Source organism: Maribacter polysaccharolyticus (assembly GCF_028882255.1).
Taxonomy (GTDB): domain Bacteria; phylum Bacteroidota; class Bacteroidia; order Flavobacteriales; family Flavobacteriaceae; genus Maribacter_A; species Maribacter_A polysaccharolyticus.
This window is the reverse complement of record NZ_JARBUY010000001.1, coordinates 613,101-630,121: the sequence shown is the minus strand read 5'-3', so window position 1 is coordinate 630,121 and position 17,021 is coordinate 613,101. Positions and strand designations below refer to the sequence as shown.

Here is a 17,021-nt window from a genome sequence, read left to right as displayed (position 1 = left end):
AATTAATTTTAATTTAATCTATGTTGTAAATATTTTTCTCGGCGATAAGTTTGTTGATCATTTCCATTACCTCAAAAAAGGCATCCAGTTTTTCTTCGGAGACATGGTTGCGTACCACTTCATTAAAACGCAGTACCACATCTTTGGAATCCTTTCTTTTTTCGAGGCCGAAATCAGTCAGGTGGATCAAAACCCCTCTTCCGTCTTTTGGGTTGGGTTTTCGTTTGATCAACCCTTTATCCTCCATGCTTTTCAGAATTCTTGAAAGGCTAGTGGCCTCCATCCCCATCTTAGGCCCCAAGGCAGTAGACGGTGTTCCCGTCTTTGGGTCGATACTCAATAAAGTAAAACCAACTGCCATGGTCGAATCAAAAGTTTTAGCCTGTTCATTATACATTCTAGCAACAGCTTGCCAGGTGGCTCTTAAAGCATAATCTATCGTTGCATCTCTCATAAAGGACTGATTGGCTATCAAATATATAAAAAAATACTATGCATGCATAATAAAATTTTGTAAAACTGGGCATCCTTAACATTTTTATTCTTTCGTTTATGATGGTTGGATCTTGGGTTTAGAAAGTCTCAATGACCATAAATATCGTTGTAGAGATCTAGGTATTTACTCTTTATTATTTTACGGCGAAGCTTTAGGGTGGGTGTCAAATGGCCCTCTTCAACGCTCCATACATCCGGGGTCATCCTGAATTGTTTTACTTTTTCCCATTTTGCGAAGTCTTCGTTCGCTTTGTCTATTTCTTCTTGAAAACGGGCAATGACCTTGCGGTCTTTTACCAAATCCTGGTTATCGGTGAATTTTCTATAATGACGTGAGGCCCAATCGTGCAAGAATTCAAAATTCGGCTGGATAATGGCAGCCGGCATTTTTTCGCCTTCACCTACGACCATGATCTGTTCGATAAAGAGCGATTGCTTGAATCTGTTCTCTAAAAGTTGTGGGGCTACATATTTACCTCCCGAGGTTTTGAACATTTCCTTTTTCCTATCGGTGATTTTTAGAAACCCATCGTTATCCAATTCCCCGATATCCCCTGTATGGAAGTATCCTTCTATTAAAACTTGGGCAGTACGCTCCGGATCTTTATAGTAGCCCATCATTACCTGTGGGCCTTTAATGCATATTTCGCCATCTTCGGCTATTTTGACTTCGGTATCCTTAAGGGGTTTCCCCACGGAGCCTATTCTAAAACCATGGTTGCGCATATCGTTCACCGAAACAACGGGGGAGGTTTCGGTAAGTCCGTACCCTTCCATGACCCCCATTTCCGCCGCATTGAATATTCGGGCCAATCTTGGTTGTAAGGCAGCGCTCCCTGAAGCTATTAATTTAAGATTGCCTCCCAAAGCCTCTTTCCATTTGCTGAATATAAGCTTACGGGCCAATGCCAATTTGCGTTCATACAACCAGCCATTCTGGCCATAGGGCTCATATTGCAATCCGACATTCACGGCCCAGAAAAATATTGCCCTTTTAATTCCGGTCAAGTCCGCTCCTCTGGCGATTATCTTGTCATACACCTTTTCCAAAAGTCTCGGAACGGCCGTCATGATTTCCGGTTTCACCTCTTTAAGGTATTCACTGATCTTATCAATAGGAGCGAAATAAATACTGACCCCTTTATATTGGTAAAGGTACATGAGCATTCGTTCATAGATATGGCATACCGGAAGAAAACTCATGGCCACCGAAACCCCATCATTAAGGGGGACTCGTTCTGAACTTTGGAAGGTGTTACTAACTATATTGTGGTGGGAGAGCATTACCCCTTTTGGTTTTCCGGTCGTTCCCGAGGTATAAATCAAGGTTGCCAAATCATTCGGCTTAACGGCATCCTTCAATTTTTCAACGTCATCCATATTGCTGGTGTCAGCCCCTTTCTCCAAGACTTCATTCCAATTTTTACAATTGGTGAGTTGGTCAAAGGAATAGATTTCTTTTACGGTTTCCAATTCGGATTGTACCGCTATGATTTTTTTATGGACTTCGTTGCAGGAAACAAAGCAATATTTAGCTTCGGAATGATTAAGTATGTATTGATAATCCTCTTCGGAGATTGTTGGGTAAATGGGAACGTTCTGTGCCCCGATCTGTAAGACGCCGATATCCATGATGTTCCATTCCGTTCTATTGGTCATCGATATTATGGCGATCTTATCGTTGGGCTTGACACCCATTCGCAACAAGGCCCTACTTATGGCATTCGCCTTATCGACGTATTCTTGGGTGGAAGTGGCTACCCAATCACCATCATACTTGGTGACCAAGGCTTTTTCTAAGTTGAATTTTTCAAGTTGGTAATATGGAAAATCAAATAACCTAGTAATCTCTTGCATATTTAAATTCTAAAACAATATTGCAAATTAGGAAAAGCAGTTGGTATTTTAAAATAAGATTAATAAAATTTGCATGCATAATATGCGAATACTTCATTATTTGCCCAAATAAATCTTTGTGATTTGTCGATTTAGCATTCTTTTTCAGAAGTTACAAAAGGTCGAACTCCTTAATTTATTGTTGTTTAGATCTTCAAAGATGTTATTCGGCTAAGTTTTTATCAGTGAAAATTAAATTTGGATAATTTCATCACGAATTCAATAAAAAAAAAGGTCGATGAGTAGATTATTAACGTTCTGTTTGATGGTTTTAACCTTGGTTTCGTGTAACCAAAAAGGACCGAAGGTGCCCGTTTATGCATGGACAGGTGGTCCTGGTGATGCTTCGGACCAGGAGTTGTTGGCTAAATTCAATGATTTAAAAGATAAAGGCGTCGACGGTTTAATGTACAGCGGTGGTCATGACCCCGAGACCTATAAAAGGGTTGGGGCTTTGGTGAAGGAGGCAGGTATGGAATTCCACACCTGGATACCTACAATGGTACAAGGGGAAAACCCAAAAATAGATCAAAGTCTATATGCGATCAATGGCCAAGGGGAGTCGGCATTGGATAAACCTGCTTATGTAGACCATTATAAATTCCTTTGTCCCAATAAAGAAGGTACCTATACGTTTTTAGCTGATTTGTATGGTAGTGTGGCCGACGTAAAGGAAGTAGACGGAATCCATCTCGATTTTATCCGTTTCCCCGATGTTATATTGGCTAGGGGGCTATGGGATAAATACGGATTGGTCATGGATCGTGAATATCCGGAGTATGATTATTGTTATTGTGATAAATGCACCTCGGACTTTAAGGAGCAGACGGGGATAGCTATAAAAGAGGTCGAAGACCCATCACAAGTCCAGGAATGGAAGCAGTTTAGATACGATTTGATTACCAACTTGGTCAATAGATTATCCAAGGTGGTCCACGATAAGGGAAAAGTCATTAATGCTGCGGTATTCCCTGGCCCATCAATTGCAAAAAAATTAGTGCGGCAGGAGTGGGACCAATGGGACCTGGATGCCATTTACCCCATGAATTACAATGATTTCTATTTAGAGGGGCCAGCGTGGGTGGCCACAATGACCAAGGAGGAAGTTGCTGCGGTAAATGGGAAAAAGCCTATCTATAGTGGTCTTTTTATTTGCCCAAAGCCCAAAAACAAATCGAATGAAAAAGACCCTGAAAATCATGGTTTATTGCCTTCCGAGATAGGAACGGCAATACGGGGTTCTATGGAAAATGGGGCGAGCGGAATTTGTTTGTTTACCCCGGGAAGAATGACACCAGAACATTGGGAGGCCTTTGAAAAAGCCATTTATACCGATTATTCGGATAAAAAATAGAAGATACGTTGTTTGAGTTAAGTAGAGTTGACTTGAGTTGAAAAAAAGGAGCCCATTTAGAGGCTCCTTTTTTAATGCTTGACATATTTCAAAATCACCATTAATGATGTTTCTCGATCCATTTACGTGCATTGACAAAAGCTTTGATCCATGGGGAAACCTCATGCGCCTTATTTTTTGGGTAATGGGCCCAGTTCCAAGGGAATATTGATCGCTCAATGTGTGGCATGGTGACCAAATGCCTTCCCGTACCATCGCATAACATAGCGGTATTGTATTTGCTCCCATTGGGGTTCGCAGGATAGCCTTCGTAGCCATATTTGGCAACGATTCCATAGTTTTCCTCTGCTTGGGGGAGATGGAATTTTCCTTCACCATGGGATATCCAAACACCTAAGGTGGTACCTTCCAATTCGGAGAGCATTACCGAGTTGTTTTTTTGGATCTTTACCGAAGTGAAACTGCTTTCGTGTTTATGGGAATCGTTATGCAACATCCTGCCGTGTTCCGCATGGTCTGGATTGATTAGATCCAATTCCATGAACAATTGACAACCATTACAAATACCTACCGATAGGGTATCGGGTCGGGCAAAGAAATTCCGTAACGCCGTATTCGCCTTTTCATTGTATTTAAAGGCTCCTGCCCATCCTTTGGCACTACCAAGAACATCGGAATTCGAAAAGCCTCCGACAGCACCTATAAACCGTATGTCCTCAAGGGTCTCCCGGCCCGAAATCAAATCGGTCATATGGACATCCTTTACATCAAAACCGGCCAAATACATGGCATGGGCCATTTCCCGTTCCGAATTACTTCCTTTTTCGCGAAGTATGGCCGCTTTTGGTCTTGACTGGGGTGCTTTGGGTAGTTTCCCTTCAAAACCCTTAGGAAAGGTATAGCTTAATTTTTGGTTCTTGAAATTATCAAACCGTTCCTTGGCAAGATTATCGGCAGTTTGCTTTTGATCCAGTAAATAGGATGTTTTGTACCACGTATCCCTTAATGAGTGTACGTTCAGGCCTATTTCAACCGTATTGTGTTTTATGTTGAATCTTGGTTTTTTGGTGACTTCACCAATTTTGTGGATCTCGATTTGTGCTTCTTTAAAGAGGTCAACGATGGCATCGTCCTTGGCTTGAAACACCAGACCTGCATTTTCAGAGAACAAAAGTTTTATGGTGTCGTCTTCCTTCAGGTTTGATACATCCAAATCCGCTCCCAGATTGGTGTTGGCGAAACACATTTCCAGCAAAGTGGTTATCAAACCGCCCGAGGCAACATCATGACCTGCCAGGATCTGTCCGTTACGAATGGCTTTTTGAAGGGTATTGAAAACGGTTTTCACATAACCGGCCTCTTTGATCGTGGGTGTTTCATTCCCGATTTTATTCCGGATTTGTGCAAATGAAGAACCACCGAGTTTATAGGTGTCTTTAGAAAGGTTGATATAATAAATTGCGCCACCGCTTTTCCTGAAAACAGGCTCAACGACTTTGGTGATGTCATCACAATTCCCTGCTGCGGAAATAATCACGGTACCTGGCGAGATGACATCCCCATCTTTGTACTTCTGTTTCATGGAAAGGGAATCCTTTCCGGTAGGTACGTTGATGCCCAAATCGATGGCAAATTCCGATACGGCCTGTACGGCTTCATACAAACGGGCATCTTCACCTTCATTCTTACAGGGCCACATCCAATTGGCCGAAAGGGATACCGATTTTAGACCCTCTTTCAAGGGGGCCCAAACTATATTGGTCAAAGCTTCCGCAATACTGTTCCTGCTCCCGGCAACGGGATCGATCAATCCGGAAATAGGGGAGTGGCCTATTGAAGTCGCAATGCCCTCCTTGCCTTTAAAATCGAGGGCCATTACCCCACAATTGTTCAAAGGAAGTTGTAAGGGGCCCGCACATTGTTGTTTGGCAACGCGGCCACCTACACAGCGATCCACCTTATTCGTTAACCAGTCTTTACAGGCTACGGCCTCCAGTTGTAGCACTTCTTCCAAATACTCATGGAAATGCTCCAAGGAGTATTCCGGATTGCCATATTTCCTTTCGACGGAAACATCGCTCATGATCGTTTTGGGAGAGCTGCCGAACATGTCCTCCAAATCCAAATCCATGGGTTTGGCACCTGTTTTGGCCGATTCGAAGGTGAATTTATGGTCCCCGGTCACATCCCCCACCTCGTACATGGGTGAGCGTTCCCGGTCTGCAATACGATGTAATAGGTCTACGTCTTTTTCACCGATGACAAGTCCCATACGTTCTTGGGATTCATTTCCTATAATCTCTTTTGCCGATAGGGTAGGATCCCCGATCGGCAAGGCATCCAAATCTATCTTACCTCCCGTATCTTCCACCAGTTCGGATAAACAATTGAGATGTCCGCCTGCGCCATGGTCATGGATGGAGACAATGGGATTTTCATCACTTTCCACCATACCACGTATAGCATTGGCCGCTCTTTTCTGCATCTCCGGGTTCGAACGCTGAACGGCATTTAATTCGATGGCGGAACTGAACGCTCCGGTATCGGCACTTGAGACGGCTGCGCCCCCCATACCAATTCGGTAGTTGTCGCCACCCAGGATTATGATCTTGTCCCCGGTATTCGGACTGTCTTTTAGGGCTTGATCGGCTTTGCCGTAACCGATACCCCCAGCTTGCATTATCACTTTATCAAAGCCCAATCTACGGGCATCCTCTGTATGTTCGAATGTAAGTACAGACCCTACGATCAGGGGCTGGCCGAATTTATTTCCGAAATCGGATGCACCGTTCGATGCCTTTATCAAGATATCCATTGGGGTCTGGTACAACCATTCCCGTTCTGGCATGGCGTTTTCCCAAGGGCGATTTTCTTCCAAACGGGAGTAAGAGGTCATATAAACCGCTGTACCGGCCAAAGGCAATGAACCTTTACCACCGGCCAAACGATCGCGGATCTCCCCACCAGAACCGGTTGCCGCACCATTGAAAGGTTCCACAGTGGTCGGGAAATTGTGGGTTTCAGCTTTTAGGGAAATAACCGATTCAAACTCCTTTTCTTCATAATAATCGGGTTTATCGGCACTTTTGGGGGCGAATTGTACCACCTTTGGGCCCTTTACGAAAGCTACATTGTCTTTGTAGGCCGAAACGATATCGTTCGGGTGTTCTTGGGAAGTTTTTTTAATGAGTTTGAACAGGGAAGTTGGTTTTTCCTCTCCATCGATCACAAAGGTTCCGTTGAATATTTTGTGGCGGCAATGTTCTGAATTCACCTGACTGAAACCAAAGACTTCGGAATCGGTCAATTTGCGCCCTATTTTTTTAGAGAGTTCGTTTAAATAGGCCACCTCTTCTTCACTCAAAGATAAACCTTCCTGTACATTATAGGCGGCGATATCATCGATTTCCAAAATGGGTTCCGGTACCACATCGATTTTAAAGATGTCTTGGGATAATGTATTGAATTTTTGCGAAAGCATGGGGTCGTAATCCGTGAAGTCCGCATCAACAACCTGGAATTCCTCAATACGGACAATCCCTTTTATACCCATATTCTGGGTGATCTCGGTCGCATTGGTACTCCAAGGTGTGATCATGGCGGCCCTGGGGCCAACAAAAAAGGCGTCAAGTGACGCCATGTTTATCTTGGGTTGGTTACCAAACAGCCACGATAACTTCGATTCGTCTGTGTTGGTAATTTCCTGAGTTGTTTGGACGGCAAAAACCTTTCTTGCCATGTCCCCAAAGAAATGGATCATATCGGTGTTGTTCTTTACAAAATGGAAAAATGCAAATTTACGATTTTAAGTATGAAATCAACCGTTGTGCCCTAACACTTTTCAACGAATATTGTTGATAGTTTCCATTTGGTTAAGGAAGTACGGGCCGATTGATGATAATACGGAGCATGACGAAAAAAAATTTGTTTTTATTAATTCCGGGGCCCCATTTTCCCAAATTGGTAAAAATATATGGCCGCACCCCTTTTAATGGTGTAATTATGTACCTTTTTAAGCACTAATCAAACCCTTGTACCTAAATGACCAAAAAGTACCTTCTTCCCGTAATCGTGTTATGTTTAAATGGAATGTTCCTACTAAATGCCCAAAAAAAATATTCTAAAAAGCAGATTGCCAAAATTAAAACAACGTTGACCTCTATCATTGAAAATAATGAAAAACAGGCCCAGGTGATGGTGGATAAGGTTTTTAGTTTTTCCGAGCTTGGTTTTCAAGAGGTGGAATCGTCTAAATACCTCACGGGGATTTTGGAGCAGAACGGATTTGAAATTGAGCATTCGATTTCTGGTATACCAACAGCATGGATCGCTAAATGGAGCAATGGCGACGGACCGGTAATCGCTCTCGGAAGTGATGTGGATTGCATTCCCAAGGCATCACAATATCCTGGAGTGGCGTACCATAAGCCTATTGTGGAAGGTGCCCCTGGACACGGGGAAGGCCACAATTCAGGCATACCACTTAATATTTTATCGGCCTTGGCTGTAAAGCAGATTATGGAAAAAGAACATATTGGGGGTACATTGGTCATATGGCCCGGTATAGCGGAAGAATTGGTGGCCGCAAAGGCGTGGTATGTAAGGGATGGACTTTTCGATCATATAGACATGTGTATCTTTACCCATGTAGGTAATAATCTTAGTGTGTCGTACGGACCCACCCGAGGTACGGGTTTAATATCGGTAGAATACGCTTTTGAAGGGGAAGCGGCACACTCTGCGGGTTCCCCCTGGCGCGGAAGAAGCGCTTTGGATGCGGCTGAGTTGATGAATATCGGCTGGAACTACAAGCGAGAGCATTTACATCCGTTGAAACGTTCCCATTCCATATTTACCGATTCCGGGGATCAACCCAACGTGGTGCCCTCAAAAGCTGCTATTTGGTTTTATTTTAGGGATGTGGAGTATGAGGGGATTATGGAAATGTATGCAATGGCAAACGATATGGCCAAAGGTGCTGCCTTGATGACAGGAACGACAATGACCTCCAAAGTGTTGGGTACGGCTTGGCCCAGGCACTACAATAAGGTCATCGCCGAAACCATGTACGAAAACATAAAAGCGGTAGGCCTGCCAACATGGTCCGAGGCCGATCAAACCTTGGCCATGGCCGTCCAAAAAGAGGTTGAATCCAAAAAAATCGAAGGATTGCCCACCGAATTGGCCCCCTTGGGATTGCCCGTAGAGGAACCAATCAGTGGAGGGTCGGACGATATTGGGGATATTTCATGGAAGGTGCCGACCGTTACCATGCGTTTTCCATCCAATATTCCGGGCTTGCAGGGCCACCATTGGAGCAATGCCATTGCCATGGCAACACCCATTGCCCATAAAGGCGTGGTCGCAGGTGCCAAAGTGGAGGCCATGACCATACTCGATTTTTTGGTAAAACCCGGGTTGTTGGAGGGTGCTTGGGACTATTTTGACAATGTACAATCAAAAGAGACCAAATATGAACCGATGATTTCTGAGGACGATATGCCGCCTATCTATTTAAATACGGATAAACAAGAAAAGTTTAGGGCCCAGTTGGAGTCATTTTACTATGATGAAACCAAATACGATACATATTTGGAACAGTTGGGCATTTCATACCCTACCTTGAAGCAATAAGGTTTTACGGGTTTATGTTTATTTATATCCCGTAGTTAGGGTCGTTGCCAATAGTACTTCCTTTGACTTGTATTACACGTGTTTTATTGGTGAAAATAAGAGTTTTAGGACTTTTTTTCGAGCAGTGCCATATAAAAGCCGTCAAACCCCGTTTTCGAGGCATAGACCTTATTTTCCTTGGCCAGCTTAAATTCCTGTCCTTCTTCAGACGCTAGGAAGGCCATTACCTGTTCGGAATTTTCCTGGGGGAGAATAGAGCAGGTGGCATAAACCATTTTTCCGCCTGATTTCACCATTTTACTGTAGCTTCTCAGGATTTCTTGTTGGGTTTTGGTGATCTTGTCCAAGAAATCGGGCTGTAATTTCCATTTGGCATCCGGATTTCTTTTTAGGACACCTAGCCCAGTACAAGGGGCATCAATAAGCACGCGATCCGCACTGTTGTATAATTTTTTGATGACCTTGGTCGAATCTATCGTTCTCGGCTCTATATTATGGGCGCCATTTCTACGTGCTCTTCGTTTTAACTCCTTGAGTTTATTGCCGTAGATATCCAAGGCGATCAATTGCCCTTTGTTTTCCATTAAGGCCGCAAGGTGTAAGGTTTTGCCCCCTGCACCAGCACAGGTATCGATAACACGTTGTCCTGGTTTTACCTCTAAAAACTCGGATACCAGCTGGGAAGAGGCATCCTGTACCTCGAACAATCCATCTTTAAACGCATTTGTCGTAAATACGTTGGCCCGCTCGACTAGTTGTAGGGCAGAGGAATGGCCTTTTATGGCCTCGGCCACGATTCCTTCATCCAATAAGGTCTTTCGAAGTTTTTCTTTGGTGGTTTTTAGGGTGTTGACCCTTAGGATTACTTTGGCCTGTTGGTTTAAGGCCGCGATTTCTTTCGTCCATAGTTTTTCGCCTAACGCTTTTTCGCCCAATTCATCCAACCAATCGGGAATGGATTCCCTGTATTTTCTGATTTTTGAAAGTTCATCGAATTTCCCTTTGATCCTTCTGTTCGGTACGGATTCCAATTGTTTCCAATCGGGCAATTCAATTCCTCTTAATACGGCCCATACCACGAACAACCTAAAGAGATTGGCACGACTATATGGGGCCTTAACCTCGGCAATTTCTGCGTAAAGGCGTTTCCATCGCACAATATCATAGGTTGTTTCGGCAATGAATCCCCTGTCGCGAGATCCCCAACGTTTATCCCTTTTCAATGTTTTTTCAACAACCTTATCGGCATATTCCCCATCGTTGAAAATGTTTCCAAGGGCATCGACAACTGCAAAAACTAAGTTCCTATGAAGTTTCATATCTTAAAAAATAAGGCTGCAAAGGTATCGTTTTGGCTGCTATTCTGTCTATTTTTGAAAAAAATATTCTAATGCGAAAAATTCTCTGTCTATTTATCCTTGTGATAGCCGTTGGATGTAACCAACAAAAAGAAACCAAACCCTTTACCCAAGTCCATGTAAAAACCCTTTATTCGGATTCCTTGAGTATAAGGGCGATAGAGCTTTTGGACAACAGTTTGGCCTTTGCGGCCAACAATGGTGTTTTTGGCAGTATCGATTTGAATACCGATCAAGTACGGACCAATAGACTAAAGCAAGATTCGATTCTGCCTGAATTTAGGGCTGTGGCACATACAACGGCCGATTTTTTCATGCTTTCCGTTTCTAGTCCTGCCCTTTTGTACAAAACCGGGGATTCCGGAATGGAACTGGTATATCGGGAAGACGGGGAAAATGTCTTTTATGATGCAATGACCTTTTGGAACGATCTTGAGGGGATTGCCATAGGTGATTCCCAAGAGGGTTGTCTATCGATAATCGTCACAAGGAATGGCGGACTTTCATGGGTGAAGCTTCCTTGTTCGGATCTACCGAAGGCCAAGGAAGGGGAAGGGGCGTTCGCAGCAAGTAATACGAATATCAAGACCATTGGGGATAAAACATGGGTCGCTACCACCAGTGGGACTGTTTATTTTTCCGGGGATAAGGGAAGGACTTGGGAGCTACAAACAACACCGATTGCCGGTGAAGAGGCTACCCAAGGCATTTACTCCATCGATTTTTACAATGAAAATTTAGGGATAGCCATAGGGGGCGATTATACCCAGCCTGAGGGGAATAGCGCGAATAAGGCAATGACCGTCGACGGGGGCAAAACATGGAGGTTGTTGGCCGATGGTCAAGAACCGAATTATAAGAGTTGTGTGCAGTTTGTCCCTAAATCAGATGGTGATCAGATCGTTGCGGTGGGCTTTACAGGGATAGCTTATAGTAGTGATAAGGGGGTAAGTTGGTCGAAATTATCGGATGAATCTTTTTACACTATTCGTTTTTTAAACGATTCCATAGCGTATGCAGCGGGTAAAAATAGAATTTCCAAACTGTCTTTTAAAAAGTAAAAGGGGCCTTTGGCCCCTTTTCCGGAATTTATCCAAATTAGTGATAATATAATTTATTGCGGCCCATCCCGTTTTTTCTGGCGATATTGTTGTAGCAAGTGCCGTTTAAAACCGTTCTCGGACTTTAATAACAAAAAGGTTTTTTTAGCGGAAATCACTTTTCGTATGTCTTTTAAAAATTGGTTGCTTACCATATTCTTTTCATCTTCAAGGGCAATCAAATCGTCCAATAAAGCATTCACTTCCTTTTCCGTCCGGGAATCCATATCCTTTACCTTGGCGTAGATCTGGTTGCGTTCCCTATCCCTAAAAGTGTCCATTTTATCCTGATAGGAATTATAGATCGGCCAAAAAGCCTCGGCTTCCTTGCTCGTGAAATCCAATTGTTCAGAGATATAAGCGATTTTTAATGTCCTTATTTTACTCCTGTCCGGTTTGCGCTGCCCAAAAATAAGGGTCGTCGAAAACAGCAAGAATATTACGATGGCGATGTTTTTATAATTAATCATCATTCAACAGGTTTAATTCTTCAAAATTTTCAAGGTTTTCATCCAAATAATCAATGATATACTCATCGGCAAACTGATTTTCCAAAATATCGGAGACCTCTAAATCATCGATTGGGAGAACTTCTGCGATTTCATAGGTGGAAAAACCGAAATCGGAACTTTCAAAATAGTCTTCGATATCGGACTTGGCCAAACTTTCGAACGTGGGCTCGGTAGTTCGGGAGATACGAATGCCTATGGTCAAAAGAACCAAGACGGCAATGGATGCAGCCGCATAATACAAATAATTGCGCCTAGGGTTCAATTTGATGACTTTGGTTTCATCCTGATCCAACTTGGCCTTGATCTTTGCGTTCAATTCCTCAAAATAGTTGTCAGGTACGCCAAAACCATCCGATTTGGGCAATACGGAACCCTTTTCAGGACTTTCATTGGTCGCTATCCGATCAAGAAGCCTATCCGTAAACCCTTCGAAGTACCCTTCGGGGGTTTTAAAGTTTTTATGGTTGTCTGCCTTTTTCATTTCTATTCTTTGACTATCAATAGCTTAAAAGGTTTAATCTTCTTTTAAAAAAGCTTCCAATTTTTTAACGGCCAAATGGTAGGATGCTTTTAATGCCCCGACCGATGTTTGCAGGGCCTCCGATATTTCCTCGTATTTCATGTCTTGGTAATACTTCATGTTAAAGACCAATTTTTGCTTTTTGGGGAGGGTGGCCAAGGCCCTTTGTAATTTCAGTTCTATTTCATCCCCGTTAAAATAGACGTCGGCTTCCAAATTGGAAACCATTCGTTCTTGGAGTTCGGCATCGGAGATTCCCATGTTTTTTGATTTCTTTTTTAAAAGAGTCAGGGCTTCATTGGTCGCTATACGGTACATCCATGAATATAATTGGCTTTCCCCGTTGAATCCATCGATGTTTTTATAAATTTTTATAAAGGTGTTTTGTAGCACATCGTCCGCATCATCATGGTTTAGAACTATCCTACGTATGTGCCAATAAAGCCTTTCTTTGTAAGTGTTCACCAACACTTCAAAGGCTTTGGCCTGTGTCTCTGGCCGTCTCAAATCATCGACTAAGGTATCTTCGGCAATCAAATTTCAACGTTATTTGTTATAGGACTAAAATAAAGATAAAAGGTTTAATCGATCCCTGTTGTAATGGGATTTAAAGGGTCTGCATTTCGACCAATTTCTTATATACCCCGTTTTTTGCCATAAGTTGGGCATGGGATCCCTGTTCAACGATCTTCCCTTTTTGCAACACGACGATCGAACTGGCTTTTTGAATGGTCGATAAGCGATGTGCAATGACGATCGATGTTCTGTGCAACATCATTTTTTCAAGCGCATCCTGCACCAAACGTTCACTTTCGGTATCCAAGGCAGAGGTCGCTTCGTCGAGTATCATGATCGGGGGGTTCTTAAGAACGGCCCTGGCGATGGAGATACGTTGTTTTTGCCCGCCACTTAATTTATTGCCGCTATCCCCGATATTGGTATTGTAACCATCGGGCAATTCGGATATGAAATCATGGGCATTGGCGATTTTTGCCGCTTCGACGATTTCTTCCTCAGTAGCATTTTCTTTACCCATGCCGATGTTATTGCCAACGGTGTCATTGAACAAAATGGAATCTTGGGTGACCAATCCCATCAGGTTGCGAAGCGATTTCTTGGTGATATCCTTAATGTTCGTACCATCAATGGTAATGGCCCCTTCATTCACATCATAAAAGCGGGTCACCAAATTGGCAATGGTACTCTTGCCACTTCCCGATTGTCCCACTAGGGCGATGGTATCCCCTTTAGGGACTTTTAAGTTGAAATTCTCGAGTACATATTCATCTTCATACTTAAAGCTGATTTGCTGGAGCTCAATGGCATTTTCAAAAGTGTCCTTTACTTTTGCATCCACTTTGTCCACTATGGGGTTTTCGGTTTCCAAAACCTGAAGTACGCGTTCTGCGGCGGCATTTCCTTTTTTAACCCCAAAAGAGGCTTTGCTTATGGCTTTTGCCGGAGTAAGTATGTTATAGGCGAGCCCCATATAGGCGATAAATGAAGAAGCATCAAGGGTTTTGTCTACCAATACCATTTTACCCCCGAACCATAAGAGTACGCCGATGACCAAAATACCTAGAAATTCCCCCGTTGGGGAAGCTAAATTCTGACGGTTCAATAATTTGTTCGAGAATTGGAAAAACCGTTCGGTAGAGGTACTGAAGGTTTTATAAAACCGTGATTCCGCATTAAAGGCCTTTATGACCCTTAATCCGCCCAAGGTTTCTTCCACAATGGACAAAAACTCACCTTGTTCCTTTTGTACCCGGTCCGATTTCTTTTTCAATGATTTGCCGATCCTTGAAATGATGGCCCCTGCAACCGGAATGAAGATGAACACGAAAATCGTGAGTTTGGAACTTATCCCGAACATGATCAAAATGGTGAATACAATGGTCAACGGTTCACGCACGATCAATTCCAATATGGAAAGAAAAGAGTGCTGTATTTCCAATACATCCGAGGTAATCCGGGCAATGACATCCCCTTTTCTTTTTTCCGAATAATAGGAAATGGGAAGCTCGGTGATCTTATGGTACATCCGGTTTCGAATATCCTTCAAAACCCCGTTACGCAGGAATGTAATAAAGTACATGGCAGCATAGTTAAAGAAGTTCTTCAACAAGAACAACACTAAAACGAGCCCAATGACCAATATCAATCCTTTCATTTGGTCATCCCCGGAATAGTCGGTCACCCTGTAATTGATATAGTCCTGCAGGTAATCCTTTAAATGCCCAAATCCCGTGTATATAGGTTTCTTAAGAACCTTATGCTCTGGTTTAAAGAGCACATCCAACATGGGTATCAGTGCCGCAAAAGATAGGGCACTGAAGAGCGCATAAAGGATATTAAAGAATATATTGAGAAATCCGTATTTTTTATAAGGCTTCGCAAAGCGAAGGATTTTTTTAAAATACTCCATTAACCGAGTTTCAGTTCTTTTACAATGCGATCAAGCTTTGCATCCAATTCCTTACGTACTTTTTCAAAATCCTTTGCATTGTCTAGTGCAGCGTTTATACTGAAATAGAATTTGATCTTTGGCTCGGTCCCACTTGGTCTTGCGGCCATACGGGTACCATCTTCCGTGGTATAGATCAATACATTCGATTTCGGTATTTCTATGGGCTCTGTTTTGCCCGTAATGGTATTGGTTGCTACAGAGGTGTTGTAGTCATGGATCCATTCAACCTTTGAGCCATCGATTTCCTTAACGGGATTTTCCCTGTAATCGACCATCATTTGTTTTATTTCCTCGGCCCCACTGATTCCTTTTTTGGTCATTGAAATCAATTTTTCCTTATAGAACCCATAATCAACATAGCATTGGATCAATTCCTTATAGAAAGAACTTCCTTTTGCCTTGGCATCAGCGGCGATTTCACAGGCCAATAGGGTAGCGGTAACGGCATCTTTGTCACGAACGAAATCACCGACCATAAAGCCGAAACTTTCTTCCCCACCACCTACAAAATATTGTTCCGGGAAATCCTTGATCATTTTGGCGATCCATTTAAAACCGGTCAATACAATTTTATAATCTACGCCATAGGCCTTGGCCAATGGGCTCATCATGGGGGTGGAAACAATGGTCGAAGCAATGAATTCATTGCCTTCCATACCTTTTTCCTTACGTTTTTGCAACAAGAATTTGGTCATCATCACCATGGTCTGGTTTCCGTTGAGCAATTCCATTTCCCCATCGAGGTTTCGGACTGCAATTCCCAAGCGGTCACTATCGGGATCTGTACCGATAACCATATCGGCTCCTATTTCCTCGGCTTTTTTAATGGCCAGGGAAAGGGCTTCGGGTTCTTCGGGGTTGGGCGATTTTACCGTTGGGAAGTTCCCATCGGGTTTTGCCTGTTCTTCAATGATGGTTACATTGTTGTATCCTGCTCTTTTCAAGACTTCCGGAATCGCCGTAATGGAGGTGCCGTGCAATGAGGTAAAGACAATCTTGAAATCATCTTTCCCTTTGGCGTTGAAGCTGCCGTTGGCAATGGAAGCGGATATAAAGGCCTCATCGACTTCCTTGTCGATATATTCGATCAAATCGTCATTGGCTTTGAAATTGATATCCTCGTAGGCCAATTTGTCGATTTCCCCGATGATTTCGCCATCTTGTGGAGGTACGATCTGTCCGCCATCGGTCCAATATACTTTATATCCGTTATATTCTGGCGGATTATGGGAGGCGGTCAAAACGATTCCTGCATGGCAATTGAGGTGTCTTACGGCAAATGACAATTCGGGTGTGGTCCTCAATTCTGAAAAAAGAAAGACTTTGATGCCATTGGCCGAGAGCACTTCGGCAACGGTCTTGGCCAATGTATCGCTATTATGACGGCAATCATAAGCAATGACGACCTTTAGCTCTTCCTCGGCGTATACCTTTTTAAGGTAATTACTTAGTCCTTGGGTACTTTTTCCCAAAGTGTATTTATTGATTCTATTGGTGCCAACACCCATGACCCCACGCATTCCGCCAGTACCGAATTCCATGTTCCTGTAAAACCGATCCTTTAATCCTTCGGGATCCTTATCGATAAGGTTTTGTATTTCGTTTTTGACATCGGTATCGAAAAAATCTGAAAGCCAGCTTTTGGCAGTGTGTAAAATAGAATCCATATACTTTATAATTTA

12 protein-coding genes are annotated in these 17,021 nt (G+C 43.1%); 3 read left to right on the top strand and 9 right to left on the bottom strand.

The features are described 5' to 3' along the window. Nucleotides 1–13: 13 nt before the first annotated feature. The gene (locus PHU20_RS02830; RefSeq protein WP_274823824.1) at nucleotides 14–454 is read right to left on the bottom strand and encodes a MarR family winged helix-turn-helix transcriptional regulator; all 441 of its coding nucleotides are present in this window, start codon (nucleotides 452–454) and stop codon (nucleotides 14–16) included. Nucleotides 455–582: 128 nt separating this feature from the next. Further along, a complete protein-coding gene (locus tag PHU20_RS02825; RefSeq protein ID WP_274823823.1) occupies nucleotides 583–2,352 on the bottom strand; it encodes an AMP-dependent synthetase/ligase in 1,770 nt (589 codons plus the stop codon). A 277-nt stretch (nucleotides 2,353–2,629) separates the two neighbouring features. Here PHU20_RS02825 and PHU20_RS02820 point away from each other — a divergent pair, with 277 nt between their 5' ends. Then, nucleotides 2,630–3,745, top strand: coding sequence for a glycoside hydrolase family protein (locus PHU20_RS02820; RefSeq protein ID WP_274823822.1), 1,116 nt, complete (start codon nucleotides 2,630–2,632; stop codon nucleotides 3,743–3,745). A 100-nt stretch (nucleotides 3,746–3,845) separates the two neighbouring features. Here the strand turns inward: PHU20_RS02820 and purL are convergent, their stop codons facing one another. Then, on the bottom strand, nucleotides 3,846–7,505 hold the full coding sequence (gene purL / locus PHU20_RS02815; protein ID WP_274823821.1) for a phosphoribosylformylglycinamidine synthase: 3,660 nt from the start codon (nucleotides 7,503–7,505) through the stop codon (nucleotides 3,846–3,848). Between the two features lie 281 nt (nucleotides 7,506–7,786). On the opposite strand from purL, the gene PHU20_RS02810 reads away from it, so the two are divergent. Continuing rightward, on the top strand, nucleotides 7,787–9,379 hold the full coding sequence (locus PHU20_RS02810; protein WP_274823820.1) for a zinc-binding metallopeptidase family protein: 1,593 nt from the start codon (nucleotides 7,787–7,789) through the stop codon (nucleotides 9,377–9,379). A gap of 104 nt (nucleotides 9,380–9,483) precedes the next feature. Here the strand turns inward: PHU20_RS02810 and PHU20_RS02805 are convergent, their stop codons facing one another. Continuing rightward, complete coding sequence (locus PHU20_RS02805; RefSeq protein WP_274823819.1) at nucleotides 9,484–10,698, bottom strand: RsmB/NOP family class I SAM-dependent RNA methyltransferase; 1,215 nt, start codon at nucleotides 10,696–10,698, stop codon at nucleotides 9,484–9,486. A gap of 71 nt (nucleotides 10,699–10,769) precedes the next feature. On the opposite strand from PHU20_RS02805, the gene PHU20_RS02800 reads away from it, so the two are divergent. Next, nucleotides 10,770–11,798 (top strand): WD40/YVTN/BNR-like repeat-containing protein, encoded by a 1,029-nt coding sequence (locus tag PHU20_RS02800; RefSeq protein ID WP_274823818.1) that lies wholly within the window; start codon nucleotides 10,770–10,772, stop codon nucleotides 11,796–11,798. A 53-nt stretch (nucleotides 11,799–11,851) separates the two neighbouring features. Here PHU20_RS02800 and PHU20_RS02795 read toward each other — a convergent pair whose 3' ends face one another. The 5 genes from PHU20_RS02795 to PHU20_RS02775 all read right to left on the bottom strand — a co-directional run bounded on the left by PHU20_RS02795 (nucleotide 11,852) and on the right by PHU20_RS02775 (nucleotide 17,006). Then, the gene (locus PHU20_RS02795) at nucleotides 11,852–12,310 is read right to left on the bottom strand and encodes a hypothetical protein (RefSeq protein ID WP_274823817.1); all 459 of its coding nucleotides are present in this window, start codon (nucleotides 12,308–12,310) and stop codon (nucleotides 11,852–11,854) included. Then, nucleotides 12,300–12,830, bottom strand: a complete 531-nt coding sequence (locus PHU20_RS02790; RefSeq protein WP_274823816.1) for a hypothetical protein — start codon at nucleotides 12,828–12,830, stop codon at nucleotides 12,300–12,302. Before PHU20_RS02790 ends, PHU20_RS02795 begins: the two co-directional genes overlap by 11 nt. Before the next feature lie 33 nt (nucleotides 12,831–12,863). Beyond that, nucleotides 12,864–13,406, bottom strand: coding sequence for an RNA polymerase sigma factor (locus tag PHU20_RS02785; protein ID WP_274823815.1), 543 nt, complete (start codon nucleotides 13,404–13,406; stop codon nucleotides 12,864–12,866). 70 nt (nucleotides 13,407–13,476) lie between these two features. Next, nucleotides 13,477–15,297, bottom strand: coding sequence for an ABC transporter ATP-binding protein (locus tag PHU20_RS02780; protein WP_274823814.1), 1,821 nt, complete (start codon nucleotides 15,295–15,297; stop codon nucleotides 13,477–13,479). Beyond that, on the bottom strand, nucleotides 15,297–17,006 hold the full coding sequence (locus PHU20_RS02775; protein WP_274823813.1) for a phospho-sugar mutase: 1,710 nt from the start codon (nucleotides 17,004–17,006) through the stop codon (nucleotides 15,297–15,299). The genes PHU20_RS02780 and PHU20_RS02775 overlap by 1 nt, the downstream gene beginning before the upstream one ends. Nucleotides 17,007–17,021: the final 15 nt, after the last annotated feature.